Source organism: Mesorhizobium sp. B2-7-1 (assembly GCF_006440735.1).
Classification (GTDB): Bacteria; Pseudomonadota; Alphaproteobacteria; order Rhizobiales; family Rhizobiaceae; genus Mesorhizobium.
In genome coordinates this window covers 33405-49916 of record NZ_VFUA01000028.1, presented here as the reverse complement: position 1 = coordinate 49916, position 16512 = coordinate 33405, and the positions used below count along the sequence as shown (strand labels likewise).

Below are 16512 nucleotides of genomic sequence, written 5' to 3'. Positions count from 1 at the left end.
TTTTATGGCTTGGATACGGTCTGAGACCGGGGAGCAGGCCAGCCATGAACTACGCCAGGATGGTGATCGAGAAGGAAGCGCCGGAGGAATACGGCTACGACCGCATCCGCTACAATCTTTCCGAAAGCTCGATCGCCGACCAGAAACTCTCCGACATCGGCCTCGCGCTGTCCGACCTCACCTTGTTCTATGGCGAGCATCGCGGCGACAAGGACTTGCGGGCGCTGATCGCCGGGCAGGACAAGGGCGTTTCTCCCGACGATGTGCTGGTGACCGCCGGCGCGGCCGGCGCGCTGTTCATTATCGCCACGTCGCTGCTGTCGCCCAATGACCATCTCGTGGTCGTGCGGCCGAACTACGCCACCAACATCGAGACGCCGAAAGCGATCGGCTGCGCCATCTCCTATGTCGACCTCGATTTCGACCGGGGCTTTGCCGTCGACATCGAACGCGTCAAGACAGAGCTGCGGCCGAGCACCAAACTGATCAGCGTCACCTGCCCGCACAACCCGACCGGCACGATGATGACACGCGCCGATCTCGACGCGCTGATTGCGCTCGCCGAACATCGCAAATGCCGGCTGCTGGTCGACGAGACCTATCGCGACCTCTCCTACAGCGAACGCCTGCCCGCCGCGGCCTCGCTCAGTCCCGCCGCCATCAGCGTCTGCTCGTTGTCCAAGGCCTTCGGCATTCCGGGCATCCGCATCGGCTGGCTGGTAACCCGCGATCCGGAGCTGCAGGAAACCTTCCTCGCCGCCAAGGAGCAGATCGGCATCTGCGGCAGCGTCATCGACGAAGCGATCGCCCGCACCACGCTCGAACGCCGTGACGGCTTTCTGGCCTCGCTGCTCCCCGAAATGGCCAGGCGCCGCGACATCGTCCAGGCCTGGATCGACGGCGAGCCTCTTGTCGACTGGGTGCGGCCGCAAGGCGGCGTCGTCGGCTTCCCGCGGCTCAACGTCGATGCCGGCTTCGACCTCGACACGTTCTACAGCAGGCTGCTGGAGGAGCACGGTACCTATGTCGGTCCCGGCCACTGGTTCGAGATGCCGAAACGCTTCTTCCGCCTTGGCTTCGGCTGGCCGACGGAAGCGGAGCTGCGCGGCGGGCTTCACGCCATCTCCGCCGCGTTGAGAGGCTGAGCCGCCATTCGGGGAGAAAATTTCGATTTTCTTTGATCCGGCGCGGATTTTTTGCGCGCATGGCGAAACGAACTGGGCTAAAGGGTTGCGGCCGGACCAGCGCCCACCGTGGAAGTGCCCCGCCGGCCATCGTCGCAACGGGGCCTCAGATCATGACCGTCGAAACAACGTCACCCGACCAGCGCTACGCCGCGTTCCGGCACCGCCCGTTCCTCAGCTATTGGACGGCGCGTTTCCTCACGACCTTCGCGACCATGATCGTTTCGGTCGCCGTCGGCTGGCAGGTCTATGACCTGACCCGCGATCCGTTCGACCTCGGCATTGTCGGCATCGTCCAGTTCCTGCCTTCGCTGCTTCTGGTGCTTGTCACCGGCGTCGTCGCCGACCGCTTCGGCCGCCGGCTGATCATGACGCTGGCGACCCTGGTCGAGGCCGGCTGCGCGCTGGGTCTGCTGCTTCTGACACTGCGCGGCCTGACCAGCCCCCTGCCGATCTTCATGGTGCTGGTGGCGTTCGGCATTGCGCGGGCCTTCTACGGCCCGGCCTCGTCCTCGCTGTTCGCCAATCTGGTGCCGCAGGAGGATTTCGCCAACGCGATCGCCTGGAACTCGTCGGCCTGGCAGACCGCGACCATCGTCGGCCCCGTCGCCGGCGGCCTGCTCTACGGCGTTTCGGCCGAAATCGCCTACGCGACCGCCGCCATATTGATGCTCGCCGCCGCTGTGCTCATCTTCACCATCCCGAAGCCCGCCCAGCAGACGGCCACCGACAAGCCGACCATGCAGACGCTGTTTGCCGGCTTCGGCTATATCTGGGGCGAGAAGATCGTGCTCGGCGCGATCTCGCTCGACCTCTTCGCCGTGCTCCTGTCGGGCGCCTCGGCGCTGCTTCCGGTCTATGCGCGCGACATATTGGATCTCGGCCCCTGGGGTCTTGGCCTGTTGCGCTCGGCCCCGGGCATCGGCGCCATCTGCGTCGCCGTCTGGCTTGCCGGCCATCCGATCCGCGATCATGCCGGCAAGATCATGCTGGGCTTCGTCGCGCTGTTCGGCGCCGTCACGGTGCTGTTCGGCGTCTCGACCATCACCTGGCTGTCGATCGTGGCACTTGCCCTGCTCGGCGCCACCGACATGTTCAGCGTCTATATCCGCGAGACGCTGATCCAGCTTTGGACCCCGGACGAGGTGCGCGGCCGCGTCAACGCCGTCAACCAGGTCTTCGTCGGTGCCTCCAACGAGGTCGGCGAATTCCGCGCCGGCACCATGGCGGCGCTGATCGGCACGGTTCCCGCCGTGGTGATCGGCGGCATCGGCGCCGTAGCGGTCGCCGGCCTGTGGGCCTATCTGTTCCCGGCGCTGCGGCAGGTGCGGCATCTCAACAGCCGCAATTGATCGAGTTCCAGATCAGGTCGACGGCACTCACCGGCCCGCCGTTAGGGGTATGGGGCTTGTGGCTAGGCTGCGAGGGCACCGATGCGGAAGCTCAGGTCGGGAGCAGATCTATTCCGAAAAGCTCACGCTGACGCCGCGCTGCCGAAAATAGGCTTGCATCAACTTGCGGCCGGCACGGTTTTTCTGCACCAGCTTGGCCGGATCGAACACCGCCTGCTTTTTCCCCTCCCGTGCCAGCGCCGCCTTGAGCGTCGCGATATGCGCATCGATATCGGCATTGTCGGCTCGGAGTGAGGCATAGATATTCTCGGTCGCCTCGGCCAAGGTCGGTTCGTTCACAGCTGTCGTCCTTCGGTTGGTTGGGCGGCGCATAACACAGATGGTGGTCGCGCCGATACCATCCATTTTTGTTCCTCGCGTTTTGAGGGGACGGCTTCTATTTTGGACAGGGCGCGATGCCGATGAGGAGAGGCGGGCTCTCACCTGATAGGAGGGTTACGTTGTGAAAATACGCACGACGACGCACAATCATCCCGGAGAACCAGGCGTCATTCTGCTGGATCAGCCATTGGCGAACATGATCGTGGTGACAGACATTCGCGATGGCGCAACGACGCTGTTCGGAACAGTCGACCTGCAGGTAAACTATTCCGGCAAGTACGACATCAGAGTAGAATTGTCGCCGGACGAACTCACGCGCGCGTACCGGCTGCTCGTCAAAAATCTCCTTGAGAAAATACAGGAGCTTACTAGCGAGCAAAATCCTTGAAGGCGTAGGCAATTTTTGAATCGGGCACAGCCGTTCGAAGCAAATTCGGTTTTCCCTACCCCACCGCCGGCCTGCCAAAAATCAGCCCCAGAAACTCGCCCAGCCAGCGCTTGAGGTGCATGTCCCAGATCAGCCGGCCGCCGAGATGGTCGCGGCCGGGCTGCGCGCCGGGCAATTCGAAGCGATGCGCGCCGCGCACCACCCAGCGCTGCATCATCGCCCGCGTCAGCTCGCCATGGAACTGGATGCCCCAGGCGTTGTCGCCATAGCGGAAAGCCTGGTTGGGATAGGTTTCCGCCGTTGCCAGCAGCGTCGCTTCCTTCGGCAGCGAAAAACCCTCGCGGTGGAACTGGTAGACCATCTCCGGCCAGTGCAGCAGCTTCTTGCCGGCGTCGGTCGGCTTCAGCGGGTACCAGCCGATCTCGACCAACCCCTCGCCATGGCCCTCGACCTTGCCGCCGAGATGGTTGGCCAGCATTTGGGCACCGAGGCAGATGCCGAGAAACGGCCGGTTTTCCTTGAGCGGGATTTCCAGCCAGTCGGTCTCGCGGCGGACGAACTCGTCCTCGTCATTGGCGCTCATCGGCCCGCCGAACACCACCGCGCCGGCATGGTCGTTGAGCGTGCAGGGCAATTCGTCGCCGAGCGGCGGCCGGCGGATGTCGAGATCGAAGCCTTCTTCCAGCAGCATATGGCCGACGCGACCGGAGCTCGAATTCTCCTGATGCAGCACGATCAGGATTTTGGGTCTCGGCCTTGGTCTGGATGGCATGGAAGGCGAAGGGTCCTGTTATTCGTCGCTCGACTTGCCCCGCGCGCCGGGCGCCTCGGCCGCCGCCTTGCGGCGCGCCTCGATGCGATCGTGGCGCTCGACGCCGATCAGCTCGGCGACCCGCCAGACGGTGTTGTCCTCGAGCTCGTGCAGCTCGCCGTCGGCATAGACGATTTCCCACATCAGGCCGATGAAGGCCTTGCGCGCCTCGGCGTCGAGATCGCGCTTCAAGACGCTGGTGAAGGCATAGAGGTCGATCGCCTCGTTGTCGGCACGCTCGCCGGCCGCGGCCAGCGCATCGAGCTCCGCGCCGCTCACCGAATAGGTCTCGGCCAGGATCTGCTTGAACCGTTCCCATTCGACGTCCTGGCGCACGCCGTCGGCGTTCATCACATGATAGAGCAGCGCGGAAGCCGCGACGCGCGGATCATCGGCGCTCGGCCTGGCCTCGCCACCGGCCGGCAGATCCCTCAGGAAGGACAATACGCGCTCGAACATCGATGTTTTTTCCCTGCCCACCAAAACCCGGCCTCAGATCACAGCCTTAGAACAAACGAAACCGGCGCGGCGATTTTTCCGCAGCCTCGTCCGGCGCGACACCCGGATCGTCCGGGAGATGCGGCAACTCCGAACCTTGGCCGATGGTTCCCGCCTCATCGACGGTCTCGGCCACCGCCTTGTCCTTCTCGCCGCCGTTCGTCGGCACCGGCTTCTCGGCCGCCGCATCGGCAACAATGTCTATCGCCTTTTCGGCCGGTGCGGCGGCGGGCGCGGCTGCGATCGCCGGCACCGGGATATCGGTCTCGCTGTCGATCAACTGGCCGAGCCGCTCCATCGGCGCGCGCCAGGTGAAGGCGTCGAGCTTGCCGGTGACCGGCGACACCGGCGCCCAGCGCTCGGAGATGACGCCGTCCGCCACCCAGGCGGGATCGCGCGGCGCGCGCACGGCCTTCGACAGCAGCTGCCGCACCTTGCCCTGGTCGCCGGTCTCGGCTTCCTCGATATCGGCGAGCAGAAGATAGGCGCCCTCGCGACGATCCATGCGGATCGCGGACTCCGCCTCGCACCGGGCCGTCGCGTAATCCTGCGCGTCGAGCGCCGCGCGCGCCACGGCCATCGCCGACTCGGCGTGGTTCTTCTTCAATTCCTGCAGCTTCTTTGCCCGGTTGAGGCGGTCGAGCACGGCGTCGCCCGGCCTGGCATGGGTGTAGAGCTCGGCGATGTCGGGATGCGGCTCGGCCTTCCAGGCGGCCTCCAGGATCTTGGAGCCCTTGCGCACGTCGTTTTGCCGGATAACCAGATCGGCGGCGATCACCGCGGCCGGCGCGAAATCGGGCGCCAGCTTGTTGGCTTCGAGCGCCGCTGTGCGGGCCGCGTTCGGATCGCTGTCGACCAGCGCCTGCGCCTTGGCGGTCAGCAGCACGGCCCTGCGGCGGTTGGCGGCGTCGCGCTCGATCTGCCGTGTCGATTTCTGCGCCTCGACCAGCTTCAGCGCGCCGTCCCAGTCGCCGCGTTCGGTGAGCTCCTCGAGCGTCGATTCCGCCGCCCAGGCAAGCTGCGGCGCCACCGCAGCGGCGCGGCCAGCATAGTGGCGCGCGGCATTGCGGTCGCCGAGCCGCTCGGCCTCCAGATAGAGCCCACGCAGGCCGAGCAGCCGCATCTCGGGATCGTCGAGCATGCGCTCGAATTTCTCGCGCGCGCCCTCATGGTCGCCTTCGAGCAGCGAGGCCTGGGCGTCGAGCAGGTTGACCAGCGGCTCTTGGTCGGAGCTGATCAGCTTCGCGGCCTCCTTGGTCTTCTTGCGCGCCAGCGCGCCGTCGCCGGCGCCGGCGGCGATCATACCGGTCGACAGCGCCTGGTAGCCGCGGTCGCGGCGGCGCACCCGGAAATAGCGCGAGATCGTGTAGGGGCTGTTCCACAGCGACTTCACCAGCCACCAGACGATCATCACGGCGGCGACCACGGCAACGATCGCCACCGCCGCCACCATCAGCGTGACCTGGTACTGGTAGCCGTTGAAGGTGACGAGCATCTCGCCCGGACGATCGGCCAGCCAGGCAAAGCCTAGCCCGAGCGCGAAGACGACGGCGAGGAAGACGAGGAGGCGGATCATCTGTTGGTCCTCACGCCTTCGTCGCGCCGGCAATCAGCGCTTCGAGCTGCTTTTCGACGTCGAGCCGCGCCTTCAGTTTGCCGGCAAAGTCGGCGCCGGCGGCCTTCGCGGCATCGGGCAGCGTGTCGTATTCGCCGAGCGCCTTGGCGTAGTCGCCCTGGGTGACCGCCACTTCCATGCGGGCGACGGTTTCCGGCGCGCCCTTGCCTTCGATGGCGCCGACCGGCCGCACCTTGACCAGCGATTCCGCGCTCGACACCAGGCTCTGGAAAAAGCCGGCATTCTGGTCGGCCGGCTTGGCCGCCTCGACCATGGCGTTGGCGGCGGCATCGGCCTCCGACGCGATGGTGGCGCGGGTCGGCACGCCCTTGTCGGCATAGGAGCGCAGCGTCGCGAGCTCCGGCGCGTCCGGCGCGATCGCCGCGAACGTGTCGAGCTCGGTCGCAAAAGGCGCGCCGCGGTCGAGCGCCGACTTCAGCGCCGAGGCGGCAATGGCCAAAGCGATCTTCGGCTGCGAGGCCTGCGCCTCGACCTTGCCGGAAAGCTGCGACACGGACTGCTCCAGCGCCGCGACCCGGCCGTCCTCGGCTTTGGCCGCGTCGCCGGACGATTTCACCTGAGCGTCGAGCCCGGCGATCTTCTCGTTGAGCGGCCCGAGATCGACAGGCGCCGCATTGCCGTTCTTCCGCAGGTCGGCCACAGCCGTCTCGACCTGGCCGACCTTGTCGCCGAGCGCCTTGAGCGCGGCGCCGTCGCCGCTCTGTCCTGCGGTGGATTTCAGCGCCGCCACATCGGCCTTGACCTGCTCGAGCGCCGACGAAAGACCGTCGACCTTGGCGGTGGCTCCGGTGTCGCCGCTTTCCTTCAGCGCCGCCATCTCGCTTTTCAGCGACGCGATCTCGCCAGTGACGCCGTCGAGCGATCCGCCGCCCGACCCCGGCGCGCCAAGCAGGCCGACTGCCTGCAGCAGGCCGGCGCCGGCAAGCGCGATCACGCCGCCGATGACGCCCGCGGCGATGGCGTTGACGCCGGTTTTGCGCGACGGCTGCAATACGCGATCCTCGCTCCGTGTCTCGTTTGCTTTCGATGCCGCGGCGCCGGCGGCGGATGCGTCCTCGAAATTGTACTCGAAGCCCCTGGGCTGGCTCTTCGGTGCGTCGGAACCGCCGGGATATGGCTTTTCCGACTCGTCATTGCCGGCCTCGGGCTTGTCGGCCGCTGCTTGAGCTGCATCGCTATGCTCCCACGGCTCGATATCGGCCTGCTCGGCGTGGATCGGTTCCTCTGGCGCCTCGGGCTGCGAAGCGGCGACGGCCTCTTCCGCCTTCGCCTCGTCGGTCTGCGCGGCATCGGCCTTGGCGGCATCCTCGTCGGTGATTCGCGAGACGGCGCCGGGCTCGAGTTCGATGGTCACCGGCTCGCGCCGTGTCTTCGAGTGTCGCATCTTCGGCGTCTTGACCATGCTTTGGGCTCCGCGAACTGGCTTGAGGATGGTTCAAAGGGTCCAGGGGATGCTCTAGCACATCACCAAGCGGTGAAAAGGGGCGGTGTGATGACGCGGCTCAGCGCGTTTGCGACAAAAGCGCCAGCAACGCATCTTCCTCGGGTTTCGACGCGATGCGGATCGTTTGACGGGCGATCCCCTGCAGCGGTTCGGCGACACGCGCCGAAAGTGCCAGGAATTCTGTCTTTTCAAAGAGCTGCCGTAGGGCAGGCCGCGCGATCAGGCTGACCAGCGCCGCACTTGCCTTGGCCGAATAAAGCAGCGCGGCGTCGACCGGCCGGCCCGACAACCGGGCGACTACATCGGCATCGCCATGGTCGATCGCTGTTGTGTCGTAGGTCTCGATCGCCTGGACATGCACGCCGGCCGCCGCCAGCCGGCGCTCGAACAGCGGAAAGCGCACGTGGCCGCACAGATAGACGATCGCCTTGCCGGCAAGGCCGTTGGCGATGCCGTCGGCCAGCGCTTCGGCATCGCCCGGACCTTCCGCGACGGATAAAAATCCCGCCGCGCGGCAGGCCTCGGCCGTCCTTTTGCCAACCGCGTGGCAAGGCAGGCGCGCAAGCGCCGCAATCAGCGCCCCGGGCGCATGCCGCACCGCATTGGCGCTGGTGACGGCGACCGCGACCGCATCGCCGACAGTCGCCTCGACCGGCAATGCGCTCGTCTCGGTCAATGGCAGCAGGATCGGCTGGAATCCCAGGGCTTCGAGGCGTCGTGCCGTGCGCGACGCGCCGGGCTCCGGCCTCGTCACCAGGACGCGGACCATGTCAGGCCCAGCCGTCGAAGAATTTAGCACCGGCCCTGGCGCGAACCGTCCGCGCGGCGTCCAGGCCGATCTCAGCGGCGTCCGCGGCCTCGCCGTCCAGCCGAACCTCATGCGATTCCGTGCCGTCGGGCGAGATGATCAGCCCGGTGAAATCAAGTTTCTCGCCCGAGACCGTCGCATGGCCGGCGATCGGCGTGCGGCACGAGCCGTCGAGCGCGGCGAGGAAGGCGCGCTCGCAGGCCAGGGCCTGGCCGGTCGGCACGTGATGGATCGCCGCCAGCATTCTCTCGACCTCGCGGTCGCCGATGCGCGTTTCGATGCCGATCGCGCCTTGTCCCGGCGCCGGCGGGAAATCCTTCAGCGACATCAGGTCGGTGACGACATGTTCGAGCCCGAGCCGCTTCAAGCCGGCATAGGCGAGGATCGTGCCTTCGGCGACGCCTTCATCGAGCTTGCGCAGCCTCGTCTGCACATTGCCGCGGAACATCACCACCTCGAAATCCGGCCGCATGCGGCGAAGCAGCGCCTGGCGCCGCAGCGACGACGACCCTACCGTGGCGCCATGCGGCAGGTCGGCGATCCGTTTCACTGTCTTGCCGATGAAGGCGTCGCGCGCGTCCTCGCGCGGCAGGAAAGTGATAAGCTCCAGTCCATCGGGCAGCACCGTCGGCATGTCCTTCGAGGAATGCACGGCGATGTCGATGCGGCCGTCGAGCAGCGCTTCCTCGATTTCCTTGGTGAACAGGCCCTTGCCGCCGGCTTCCGACAGCGGCCGGTCCTGGATGCGGTCGCCGCTGGTCGAGATCGGCATCACTTCGAATGCCTGCTCGGGCAGCCCATGCGCCTGCATCAGCCGCGCCCGCGTCTCATGCGCCTGGGCCAGTGCCAGCGGGCTGCCGCGTGTTCCGATTTTCAAAGTTTGCATGGCGCGCGGTCCGTGATAACCCCCGGCAGCTTGAGGTCTGCCGGGCCTTTTCCTAATTGGGAATGGTCGGTGACACAATCTTTGAGGCTAGCGACGAATTGATCCGCGTTCTGGGCATTGAGACGAGCTGCGACGAGACGGCGGCCAGCGTGGTGGCGCTGGACGGCGTTTCCGCGCCCGAAATCCTGTCCAACGTGGTGCTGAGCCAGATCGAGGAACACGCGGCCTTCGGCGGCGTCGTGCCCGAGATCGCGGCGCGCGCCCATGTCGAGGCTCTCGACGGGATTGTCGAGGCGGCACTTGAAGATTCCAAGGTGTCGCTCGACGAGGTCGACGCGATCGCCGCGACGGCGGGGCCAGGCCTTGTCGGTGGGCTGATCGTCGGGTTGATGACGGCCAAGGCGATCGCCGCTGCCGCCAACAAGCCGCTGATCGCCATCAACCACCTGGAAGGCCACGCGCTGACGGCGCGGCTGACCGACGGTCTCGACTTCCCCTATCTTTTGTTGCTCGTCTCCGGCGGCCACACCCAGATCGTCGCGGTGCGCAGCGTCGGCGACTACCAGCGCTGGGCGACCACCATCGACGATGCGCTGGGCGAAGCCTTCGACAAGACGGCCAAGATGCTCGGCCTGCCCTATCCCGGCGGCCCGAATGTCGAGAAGGCCGCGGCCAGTGGCGACCCGCGCCGCTTCGCCTTCCCGCGCCCGATGAAGGGCTCGGCGCCGCCGGATTTTTCGTTCTCGGGCCTCAAGACCGCGGTGCGCCAGGCGGCAACCGCGATCGCGCCGCTGAGCGACCAGGACGTCGCCGACATCTGCGCCTCTTTCCAGGCGGCGGTGGCCGACGCGCTGGGCGATCGTGTCGGCCGCGCGCTTGCCCGCTTCCGCCGGGAATTCCCTCGCCAGGCAAAGCCGGCGCTGGTCGTTGCCGGCGGCGTCGCCGCCAACCGCACCATCAAGGCGACGCTTGAAGCGCTTTGTTCGCAAGCCGGCTTCGCCTTCGTCGCGCCGCCGCAAAAACTCTGCACCGACAATGCCGCGATGATCGCCTGGGCCGGCATCGAACGGCTGCGCGCGGGCATCGCCGACGAGAACACCGCCGATTTCGTGCCGCGCTCGCGCTGGCCGCTCGACAGTGTTTCGGCACCACTCGTCGGCTCGGGCCGGCGCGGTGCCAAGGCATGACGTCCAAGCGATCCATCAGCAGCTGGCGCGTCGCGGTACTGGGCGGCGGCGCCTGGGGCACGGCGCTGGCGCTGGCCATGCTGCGCGCCGGCCATGATGTCCGGCTCTATGCGCGCGACACTGAGACCGTCGCTGCCGTCGCCCGCGGCGAGAACCCGCGTTATCTGCCCGGCATCCAAATCGCGCCCGGCATCGCGGCCACCAGCGATATGGCCGCCGCGCTCGACGGCGCCGACTGCGTGCTCGCCGTGACCCCGGCGCAGTCGCTGCGCGCCGTTCTGGCCGCTGCACGCAACCATGTGCCCCGGGGAGCGCCGCTGGTGCTCTGCGCCAAGGGCATCGAGCGCGAGACCGGCGCGCTGCTCTCGGCGATCGTAACGGAAAGCCTGCCGGACAATCCGGTGGCAGCACTGTCCGGTCCGAGCTTCGCCAGCGACGTCGCGCGCGGCCTGCCGACGGCCGTCGTGGTCGCCGCTCGCGACGGCGATCTGGCGGCGGAGCTCGCCGCGCGCTTTTCGGCGGAAAACCTGCGTTGCTATTCCAGCGACGACCTGATCGGCGTCGAGATCGGCGGCGCGCTGAAGAACGTCTTCGCCATCGCCGCCGGCGCCGTCACCGGCGCGGGCCTTGGCGCCAGCGCCCAGGCCGCCATGGTGACGCGCGGCTTCGTCGAATTGCGCCGCATCGGCGCCGCCTTCGGCGCCAGGCCGGAGACGCTGATGGGGCTTTCCGGCCTCGGCGACCTGCTGCTCACTTGTTCTTCCGCGCAGTCGCGCAACTTCGCCTATGGCCTGGCGCTCGGCCAAGGCAAGCCGCTTGCCGGCCTGCCGCTGGCCGAAGGCGTGCCGACGGCCAGCATTGCCGCCCGCATCGCCGCCGAGCGCCAGATCGAGGCGCCGATCATCTCGGCCGTCGCCGCCATCCTCGACGGCAAGGTGACCATCGGCCAGGCCGTGACCGCGCTGATGACACGCCCGCTCAAGACCGAAACCGACATCTGAACCATCGGAGTTTGAAAGATGCTGTTTGCGTTGATTTGCAAGGACAAGCCCGGCAGCCTGCAGCTGCGCGTCGACACGCGGCCGGCGCATGCGGCGTTCCTGGAAGGCCTGATCAGCGAAGGCAGGCTTGCCTTTGCCGGCCCCTTCCTCGACGCCGATGGCAAGCCGGACGGCAGCCTGGTGATGATCGAGGCGCCGGACATGGCTGGCGCCCAGTCCCTGGCCGCCGCCGACCCCTACGCCAGGGCCGGCCTGTTCGAGAGCGTCCAGATCCGTCCGTGGAACTGGGTGTTCCAGAAGCCCGCCGGCGCGTGATCCTTCGCCGCCCTCGCCGCGGCGCCGGCGAGAGAGTAAGCATAGGCGGCAACGCCGTGCACGGCGCGCCGACAATGGCAACGGGACAAACGATATGAATTACTGGCTGTTCAAGTCCGAACCCTCGGTCTTTTCCTTCGAGGCGCTGAAGGCCAAAGGCAAAGCCGGCACGCAATGGGACGGCGTGCGCAACTACGCCGCCCGCAACAACATGAAGGCGATGCAGATCGGCGATCTCGGCTTCTTCTATCATTCCAACGAGGGGCTCAACATCGTCGGCATCGCCGAGGTCTGCGCGCTGGCGCATCCCGACAGCACCACCGACGATCCGCGCTGGGAATGCGTCGACATCCGGGCCTTCAAGGAAGTGCCCAAGCCGGTGACGCTGGAACAGGTCAAGGCCAATCCCAAGCTCGCCGAGATGGCGCTGGTGCGGCTTGGCCGGCTTTCCGTGCAGCCGGTGACGCCGGCCGAATGGAAAGAGGTCTGCCGCATGGCCGAGCTCAACCCGGCACCGTGACGAAGCTCGCGCCGAAAAGCACGAAAAAGTTCATTCTCGACAACACGGCGCTGATGGCGCCGGCGCATGTGCCGGAAGTGCTTCTGCACCTCGCCGACGAGGCGCATGACCTATGGCTGCGCACCGAGGAAGAACTGGCCGAGATCGGCCTGCCGCCGCCTTTCTGGGCCTTTGCCTGGGCCGGCGGCCAGGGTCTCGCCCGCTATGTGCTCGACAATCCCGGGACCGTGCGCGGCAGGCGCGTGCTCGACTTCGCCTCCGGTTCTGGCCTCGTCGCGATAGCGGCGATGAAAGCTGGTGCTGCGCGGGTGGTCGCGGCCGATATCGACCCGTTCTGCGAAACGGCAATCGCCATCAACCTCGAAGCCAACGCCGTGGAGGCGCAATTCCGAGGCACGGATTGCGTCGGTTCCGACGATGGCTGGGACGTCGTGCTTGCCGGCGACGTCTTCTACGACAAGGCTTTCGCCGACCGGCTGCTGCCCTGGTTCACCAGCCTGCGGGCGCGCGGCGCCGAGATCCTCGTCGGCGATCCGGGCCGCGCCTACCTCCCCAGGACCGGACTGCAATCGCTTGCCGTCTACCAGGTTCCGGTGACGCGGGTCCTGGAGGACGCCGAGGTCAAGCGCACGACCGTCTGGCGCCTTGCTTGACGCGACGGGCGAACAAGCGTTCCATCGCGTCTCGATCTGGAGGGGAAAAGCATGGATTTTTCGGTCGTGAACTGGCTGGCGGTGATTGTCGCCGCCGTCGTCGCATGGTTGTTCGGCGCGGTTTGGTACATGGGCTTGAGCAAGCCCTGGCTGAAGGCAGCCAGGCTCGACCCCGCCACCATGAAGCGCTCTGCCGTTCCCTTCGTCGTCAGCTTCGTCGCCGAGCTCATCATGGCGCTCGTGCTGACGCTGGTGGTGGGCGCGATCACCGGCGGCGAGCCGAACCCGATCGCGGGATTGCTGTTCGGCTTCGTGCTGTGGCTCGGCTTCATCGCCACCACGCTCACCGTCAACCACCGCTATGAAGGCTTCGGCTGGGCCCTGACGCTGATCGATGCCGGCCATTGGCTGGGCGTGATGCTGATCATCGGCGCCGTCATCGGCTGGTTCGGCGCGCCGGGCGCGCCCGCGGGCTGAGGCGCGCCTCTCAGGTAGGCGTCTTCGCCGCCTCCTCGGTAAGCCAATCGCGGAAGGCGACGACGCGCGCGTCGTCCTTCGCGGCCTCGGGATAGACCAGGAAATAGGCGAATTCCGGCGCGACCTTGATGCCGAGCTCGAAGGGCCGCACTAGGCGCCCTTGCGAAAGATCATTGGCAACCATGGCGAAGTCGGCGAGCGCCACGGCATTGCCGTCGAGCGCCGCCTGGGTGGCATCGGTCGACGAACCGAAGACCAGCGTGCGGCTGTCGTCGAAATCGTCGACGCCGGCCGCGTGCATCCACATGCTCCAGTTCGGCCAGGTCACGCCCTGCCGCGACCATTCGATATGCGCAAGCGTGTGGTTGAACAGGTCGCGCGGTTCCTTCAGCGGCGGACCCGCCGCCAGCAGCGCCGGGCTGCACACCGGGATGATGATGTTCTCGAACAGCCTGTGCGCGCAAAGCCCCGGATATTTGCCGGCGCCGAAGCGGATGCCGATATCGACATCGTCCCGGTCGAAATCCCTGACATCGTAGGTGATATCGAAACGCAGCTCGATGCCGGGCTTCTGCTGGCGGAAATCGTCGACGCGCCGCATCAGCCACTTCGTCGCGAACTGGGCGTCGAGCGTCACTTTCAGCAAAGAGGTCCCGCGCGTCATCTTGCGGGCGCGGCTGACGGCGCGGTTCAAAAGGTCGAGCGCATCGATCGACGCGTCGTGCAGCACGTTGCCTGCCTCGGTCAACCGGATGGTGCGGCTGGTGCGCGTGAACAGCACCAGATCGAGCTGGTCCTCAATTTCCTTGATCTGATGGCTGACCGCCGCCGGCGTCAGGCCGAGCTCGTCGGCGGCGCGGGTGAAGTTGAGATGCCTGGCGGCCGCTTCGAACGTCCGCAGCGCCCGCGTTCCCGGCAGCAGCTTGGACATGCGATCTCCAAATAAAACTTGATGATCAGAAAAGAACTACTCGTTTCTCGTTTGTTTTTCAATCCGGCATTATGGCTCCATCGAAACACCATCAAACCGGATTTGATATCCGGAGAACACGGACAGAGCCATGTCTGAAATCGCCCTGAAGTCCTGCACCCCCCTGGAATCCCCTTCCGGCCTCGCCCTTTGGCTGCGCTCGGCACGCGATTGGCTGCGCCAGGCCCGCGTCGCCGCCCGGCTTCCGCACGAATCGGTCGAAGACCTCTCCGACAGCCAGCTGCGCGACATCGGCGCCGAGCACGGGAACATCTCGAAGGCGATGGATCGAGAGCTTCGCGAGATCGGACTGCTGGGGACAGGTTGGCGGCGGCCGAGGGGCTATTGAGATTCAGGTCAGGCCGAGTCGAAAACGATGGCTTCCGAGAACCGGAGCGGAGCGTACTTGAAGTACGTGAGCACTGGAAGCGCAGGAAGCCATCGTTTGCAGGTCGGCCTCACCTGAATATCGATAGCCCCTACCTCACCACCTTCACCACCGTCCTGTCCGACAGCAACGGAAGCAGCCTCGCCATGGTCCGCGCCGTCACCGCCACGCAGCCCTGGGTCGGGGTGAAGCCCGGCCGTGAAAGATGGAAGAAGATCGCGCTGCCGCGCCCGCGCCGGCGCGGCGCGATGTTCCAGTCGAGCACTAGGCAGACGTCGTAGAGCCGGTCGTCGCGCTTCATCCGCTCATGGCTCGCGCCATAGGGGATCTTCACCGGCCGATTGTAGTTGCGGTCGTCCGGCACCTCGCACCAGCCGAGATCCGGACCGATCGGCGCCATCGGCAGCCTCGTCCTGCGCCCGCCCGCGAAATGATCGCCCCGAAAATAGCCTGACAGGATGCGCATCGACGCCAGCGGCGTCGCGCCGTCCCCTTCATGCTTGTTGGCGGTGATGCCGCCGCGCCCCAGGGCGCAGGCAAACACCGTTTTGCCGGCCTGCAGGAACCCCTGCGCGGGGTTGCCCGGCCGTGCGCGCACGACCAAAACACGCAAGGCTTTCGGCAAAAATGCGCCCGCCTCATTGCGCGCGCGTTTTTTCTTGTATGATTGTCTCACGGAACAAATCACTGTGATCGGCTGTTGCGCCGGTGAGCTTCCGCATAAATGGGGGGAGGTCAACTGAATATTCTTTTTAAAACAACGGATTGATCCATGACATCACGCACCATCCTGATCGTCGATGACGACGACGACCTGCGCGCCACCCTGGTTGAGCAGTTGGCGCTCTACGAAGAATTCGATGTCCAGCAGGAATCGAGCGCCGCAAAAGGCGTTGCCGCGGCGCGCGGCGGCGTCGTCGATCTGCTCATCATGGATGTCGGCCTGCCCGACATGGATGGCCGCGAGGCGGTGAAGATTCTGCGCAAGGGCGGCTACAAGGCACCGATCATCATGCTGACCGGCCATGACACCGATTCCGACACGATTCTGGGTCTCGAGGCTGGCGCTAACGATTACGTGACCAAGCCTTTCCGCTTCGCGGTGCTGCTCGCCCGCATCCGCGCCCAGCTTCGCCAGCACGAGCAGAGCGAGGATGCGACCTTCTCGGTCGGCCCCTATACGTTCAAGCCCAGCCAGAAGCTGCTGATCGATCCGCGCGGCGCCAAGGTGCGGCTGACCGAGAAGGAAGCCTCGATCATCAAGTATCTCTACCGCGCCGACCAGAAGGTGGTGACGCGCGACGTGCTTTTGGAAGAGGTATGGGGCTACAATTCCGGCGTCACCACGCACACGCTGGAGACCCATGTCTACCGGTTGCGCCAGAAGATCGAGCGCGATCCTTCCAATGCCGAAATTCTTGTGACAGAAAGCGGCGGCTACAAGCTGGTTCCTTAAACATTTCATGATCTAGAGCAATTGCAGGAAAAGCGTGAGGCGGTTGAGCCCGGTGGCTTCGCCGTAGCCTTCCGTCCGGAATTGCGCCAAAAGAGACGAAGCGGTCGGGCGGGACCGCTTCGGGTACGATCCTGGTGCTGGAGGGTGATGGATCGGC

At 66.1% G+C, this 16512-nt stretch carries 20 protein-coding genes; 11 read left to right on the top strand and 9 right to left on the bottom strand.

Translation table 11 applies throughout. The features are described from left to right. Window positions 1-44: 44 nt before the first annotated feature. On the top strand, window positions 45-1145 hold the full coding sequence (locus FJ471_RS13505) for an aminotransferase class I/II-fold pyridoxal phosphate-dependent enzyme (RefSeq protein WP_140803754.1): 1101 nt from the start codon (window positions 45-47) through the stop codon (window positions 1143-1145). A 152-nt stretch (window positions 1146-1297) separates the two neighbouring features. Next, complete coding sequence (locus FJ471_RS13500; protein ID WP_140803752.1) at window positions 1298-2536, top strand: MFS transporter; 1239 nt, start codon at window positions 1298-1300, stop codon at window positions 2534-2536. Between the two features lie 108 nt (window positions 2537-2644). Here FJ471_RS13500 and FJ471_RS13495 read toward each other — a convergent pair whose 3' ends face one another. After that, entirely contained in the window at window positions 2645-2908 is a 264-nt protein-coding gene (locus FJ471_RS13495; RefSeq protein WP_181179380.1) for a hypothetical protein, read from the bottom strand. A 130-nt stretch (window positions 2909-3038) separates the two neighbouring features. Between FJ471_RS13495 and FJ471_RS13490 the strand changes: the two genes are divergently transcribed. After that, window positions 3039-3305: a hypothetical protein gene (locus tag FJ471_RS13490; RefSeq protein WP_140803750.1), complete on the top strand. Its 267-nt coding sequence runs from the start codon at window positions 3039-3041 to the stop codon at window positions 3303-3305. A gap of 55 nt (window positions 3306-3360) precedes the next feature. Here the strand turns inward: FJ471_RS13490 and FJ471_RS13485 are convergent, their stop codons facing one another. The 6 genes from FJ471_RS13485 to hemC all read right to left on the bottom strand — a co-directional run bounded on the left by FJ471_RS13485 (window position 3361) and on the right by hemC (window position 9388). Continuing rightward, window positions 3361-4077 (bottom strand): glutamine amidotransferase, encoded by a 717-nt coding sequence (locus FJ471_RS13485; protein WP_140803748.1) that lies wholly within the window; start codon window positions 4075-4077, stop codon window positions 3361-3363. An 18-nt stretch (window positions 4078-4095) separates the two neighbouring features. After that, window positions 4096-4575: a TerB family tellurite resistance protein gene (locus FJ471_RS13480; RefSeq protein WP_140803746.1), complete on the bottom strand. Its 480-nt coding sequence runs from the start codon at window positions 4573-4575 to the stop codon at window positions 4096-4098. A gap of 46 nt (window positions 4576-4621) precedes the next feature. After that, window positions 4622-6190: a heme biosynthesis protein HemY gene (locus FJ471_RS13475; protein WP_140803744.1), complete on the bottom strand. Its 1569-nt coding sequence runs from the start codon at window positions 6188-6190 to the stop codon at window positions 4622-4624. Window positions 6191-6200: 10 nt separating this feature from the next. Beyond that, window positions 6201-7652, bottom strand: a complete 1452-nt coding sequence (locus tag FJ471_RS13470) for a COG4223 family protein (protein WP_140803742.1) — start codon at window positions 7650-7652, stop codon at window positions 6201-6203. A gap of 100 nt (window positions 7653-7752) precedes the next feature. Then, window positions 7753-8463 carry a uroporphyrinogen-III synthase gene (locus FJ471_RS13465; RefSeq protein ID WP_140803740.1) on the bottom strand — a complete coding sequence of 237 codons (711 nt, stop codon included), beginning with the start codon at window positions 8461-8463 and terminating at the stop codon, window positions 7753-7755. A gap of 1 nt (window position 8464) precedes the next feature. Continuing rightward, window positions 8465-9388 carry a hydroxymethylbilane synthase gene (gene hemC, locus FJ471_RS13460; protein WP_140803738.1) on the bottom strand — a complete coding sequence of 308 codons (924 nt, stop codon included), beginning with the start codon at window positions 9386-9388 and terminating at the stop codon, window positions 8465-8467. Between the two features lie 101 nt (window positions 9389-9489). On the opposite strand from hemC, the gene tsaD reads away from it, so the two are divergent. The 6 genes from tsaD (at window position 9490) to FJ471_RS13430 (ending at window position 13541) form a co-directional block, all read left to right on the top strand. Then, entirely contained in the window at window positions 9490-10575 is a 1086-nt protein-coding gene (tsaD, locus tag FJ471_RS13455; protein WP_181179378.1) for a tRNA (adenosine(37)-N6)-threonylcarbamoyltransferase complex transferase subunit TsaD, read from the top strand. Further along, on the top strand, window positions 10572-11576 hold the full coding sequence (locus FJ471_RS13450) for an NAD(P)H-dependent glycerol-3-phosphate dehydrogenase (protein WP_140803733.1): 1005 nt from the start codon (window positions 10572-10574) through the stop codon (window positions 11574-11576). The genes tsaD and FJ471_RS13450 overlap by 4 nt, the downstream gene beginning before the upstream one ends. Window positions 11577-11594: 18 nt before the next feature. After that, complete coding sequence (locus FJ471_RS13445) at window positions 11595-11891, top strand: YciI-like protein (protein WP_140803731.1); 297 nt, start codon at window positions 11595-11597, stop codon at window positions 11889-11891. A gap of 94 nt (window positions 11892-11985) precedes the next feature. Then, window positions 11986-12411 carry an EVE domain-containing protein gene (locus tag FJ471_RS13440; RefSeq protein WP_140803729.1) on the top strand — a complete coding sequence of 142 codons (426 nt, stop codon included), beginning with the start codon at window positions 11986-11988 and terminating at the stop codon, window positions 12409-12411. Further along, on the top strand, window positions 12366-13064 hold the full coding sequence (locus tag FJ471_RS13435) for a methyltransferase (RefSeq protein ID WP_181179372.1): 699 nt from the start codon (window positions 12366-12368) through the stop codon (window positions 13062-13064). Before FJ471_RS13440 ends, FJ471_RS13435 begins: the two co-directional genes overlap by 46 nt. Before the next feature lie 51 nt (window positions 13065-13115). Next, window positions 13116-13541: a DUF1761 domain-containing protein gene (locus tag FJ471_RS13430; protein WP_140803725.1), complete on the top strand. Its 426-nt coding sequence runs from the start codon at window positions 13116-13118 to the stop codon at window positions 13539-13541. Window positions 13542-13551: 10 nt separating this feature from the next. On the opposite strand, the gene gcvA is transcribed toward FJ471_RS13430, so the two are convergent. Continuing rightward, a complete protein-coding gene (gene gcvA / locus FJ471_RS13425) occupies window positions 13552-14472 on the bottom strand; it encodes a transcriptional regulator GcvA (protein WP_140803723.1) in 921 nt (306 codons plus the stop codon). Window positions 14473-14602: 130 nt separating this feature from the next. Between gcvA and FJ471_RS13420 the strand changes: the two genes are divergently transcribed. Continuing rightward, the gene (locus tag FJ471_RS13420; protein WP_140803721.1) at window positions 14603-14860 is read left to right on the top strand and encodes a hypothetical protein; all 258 of its coding nucleotides are present in this window, start codon (window positions 14603-14605) and stop codon (window positions 14858-14860) included. A gap of 130 nt (window positions 14861-14990) precedes the next feature. On the opposite strand, the gene FJ471_RS13415 is transcribed toward FJ471_RS13420, so the two are convergent. Beyond that, window positions 14991-15587, bottom strand: coding sequence for a L,D-transpeptidase (locus FJ471_RS13415; RefSeq protein ID WP_140803719.1), 597 nt, complete (start codon window positions 15585-15587; stop codon window positions 14991-14993). A gap of 84 nt (window positions 15588-15671) precedes the next feature. Between FJ471_RS13415 and FJ471_RS13410 the strand changes: the two genes are divergently transcribed. Then, a complete protein-coding gene (locus tag FJ471_RS13410) occupies window positions 15672-16355 on the top strand; it encodes a response regulator transcription factor (protein WP_140803717.1) in 684 nt (227 codons plus the stop codon). Window positions 16356-16512: the final 157 nt, after the last annotated feature.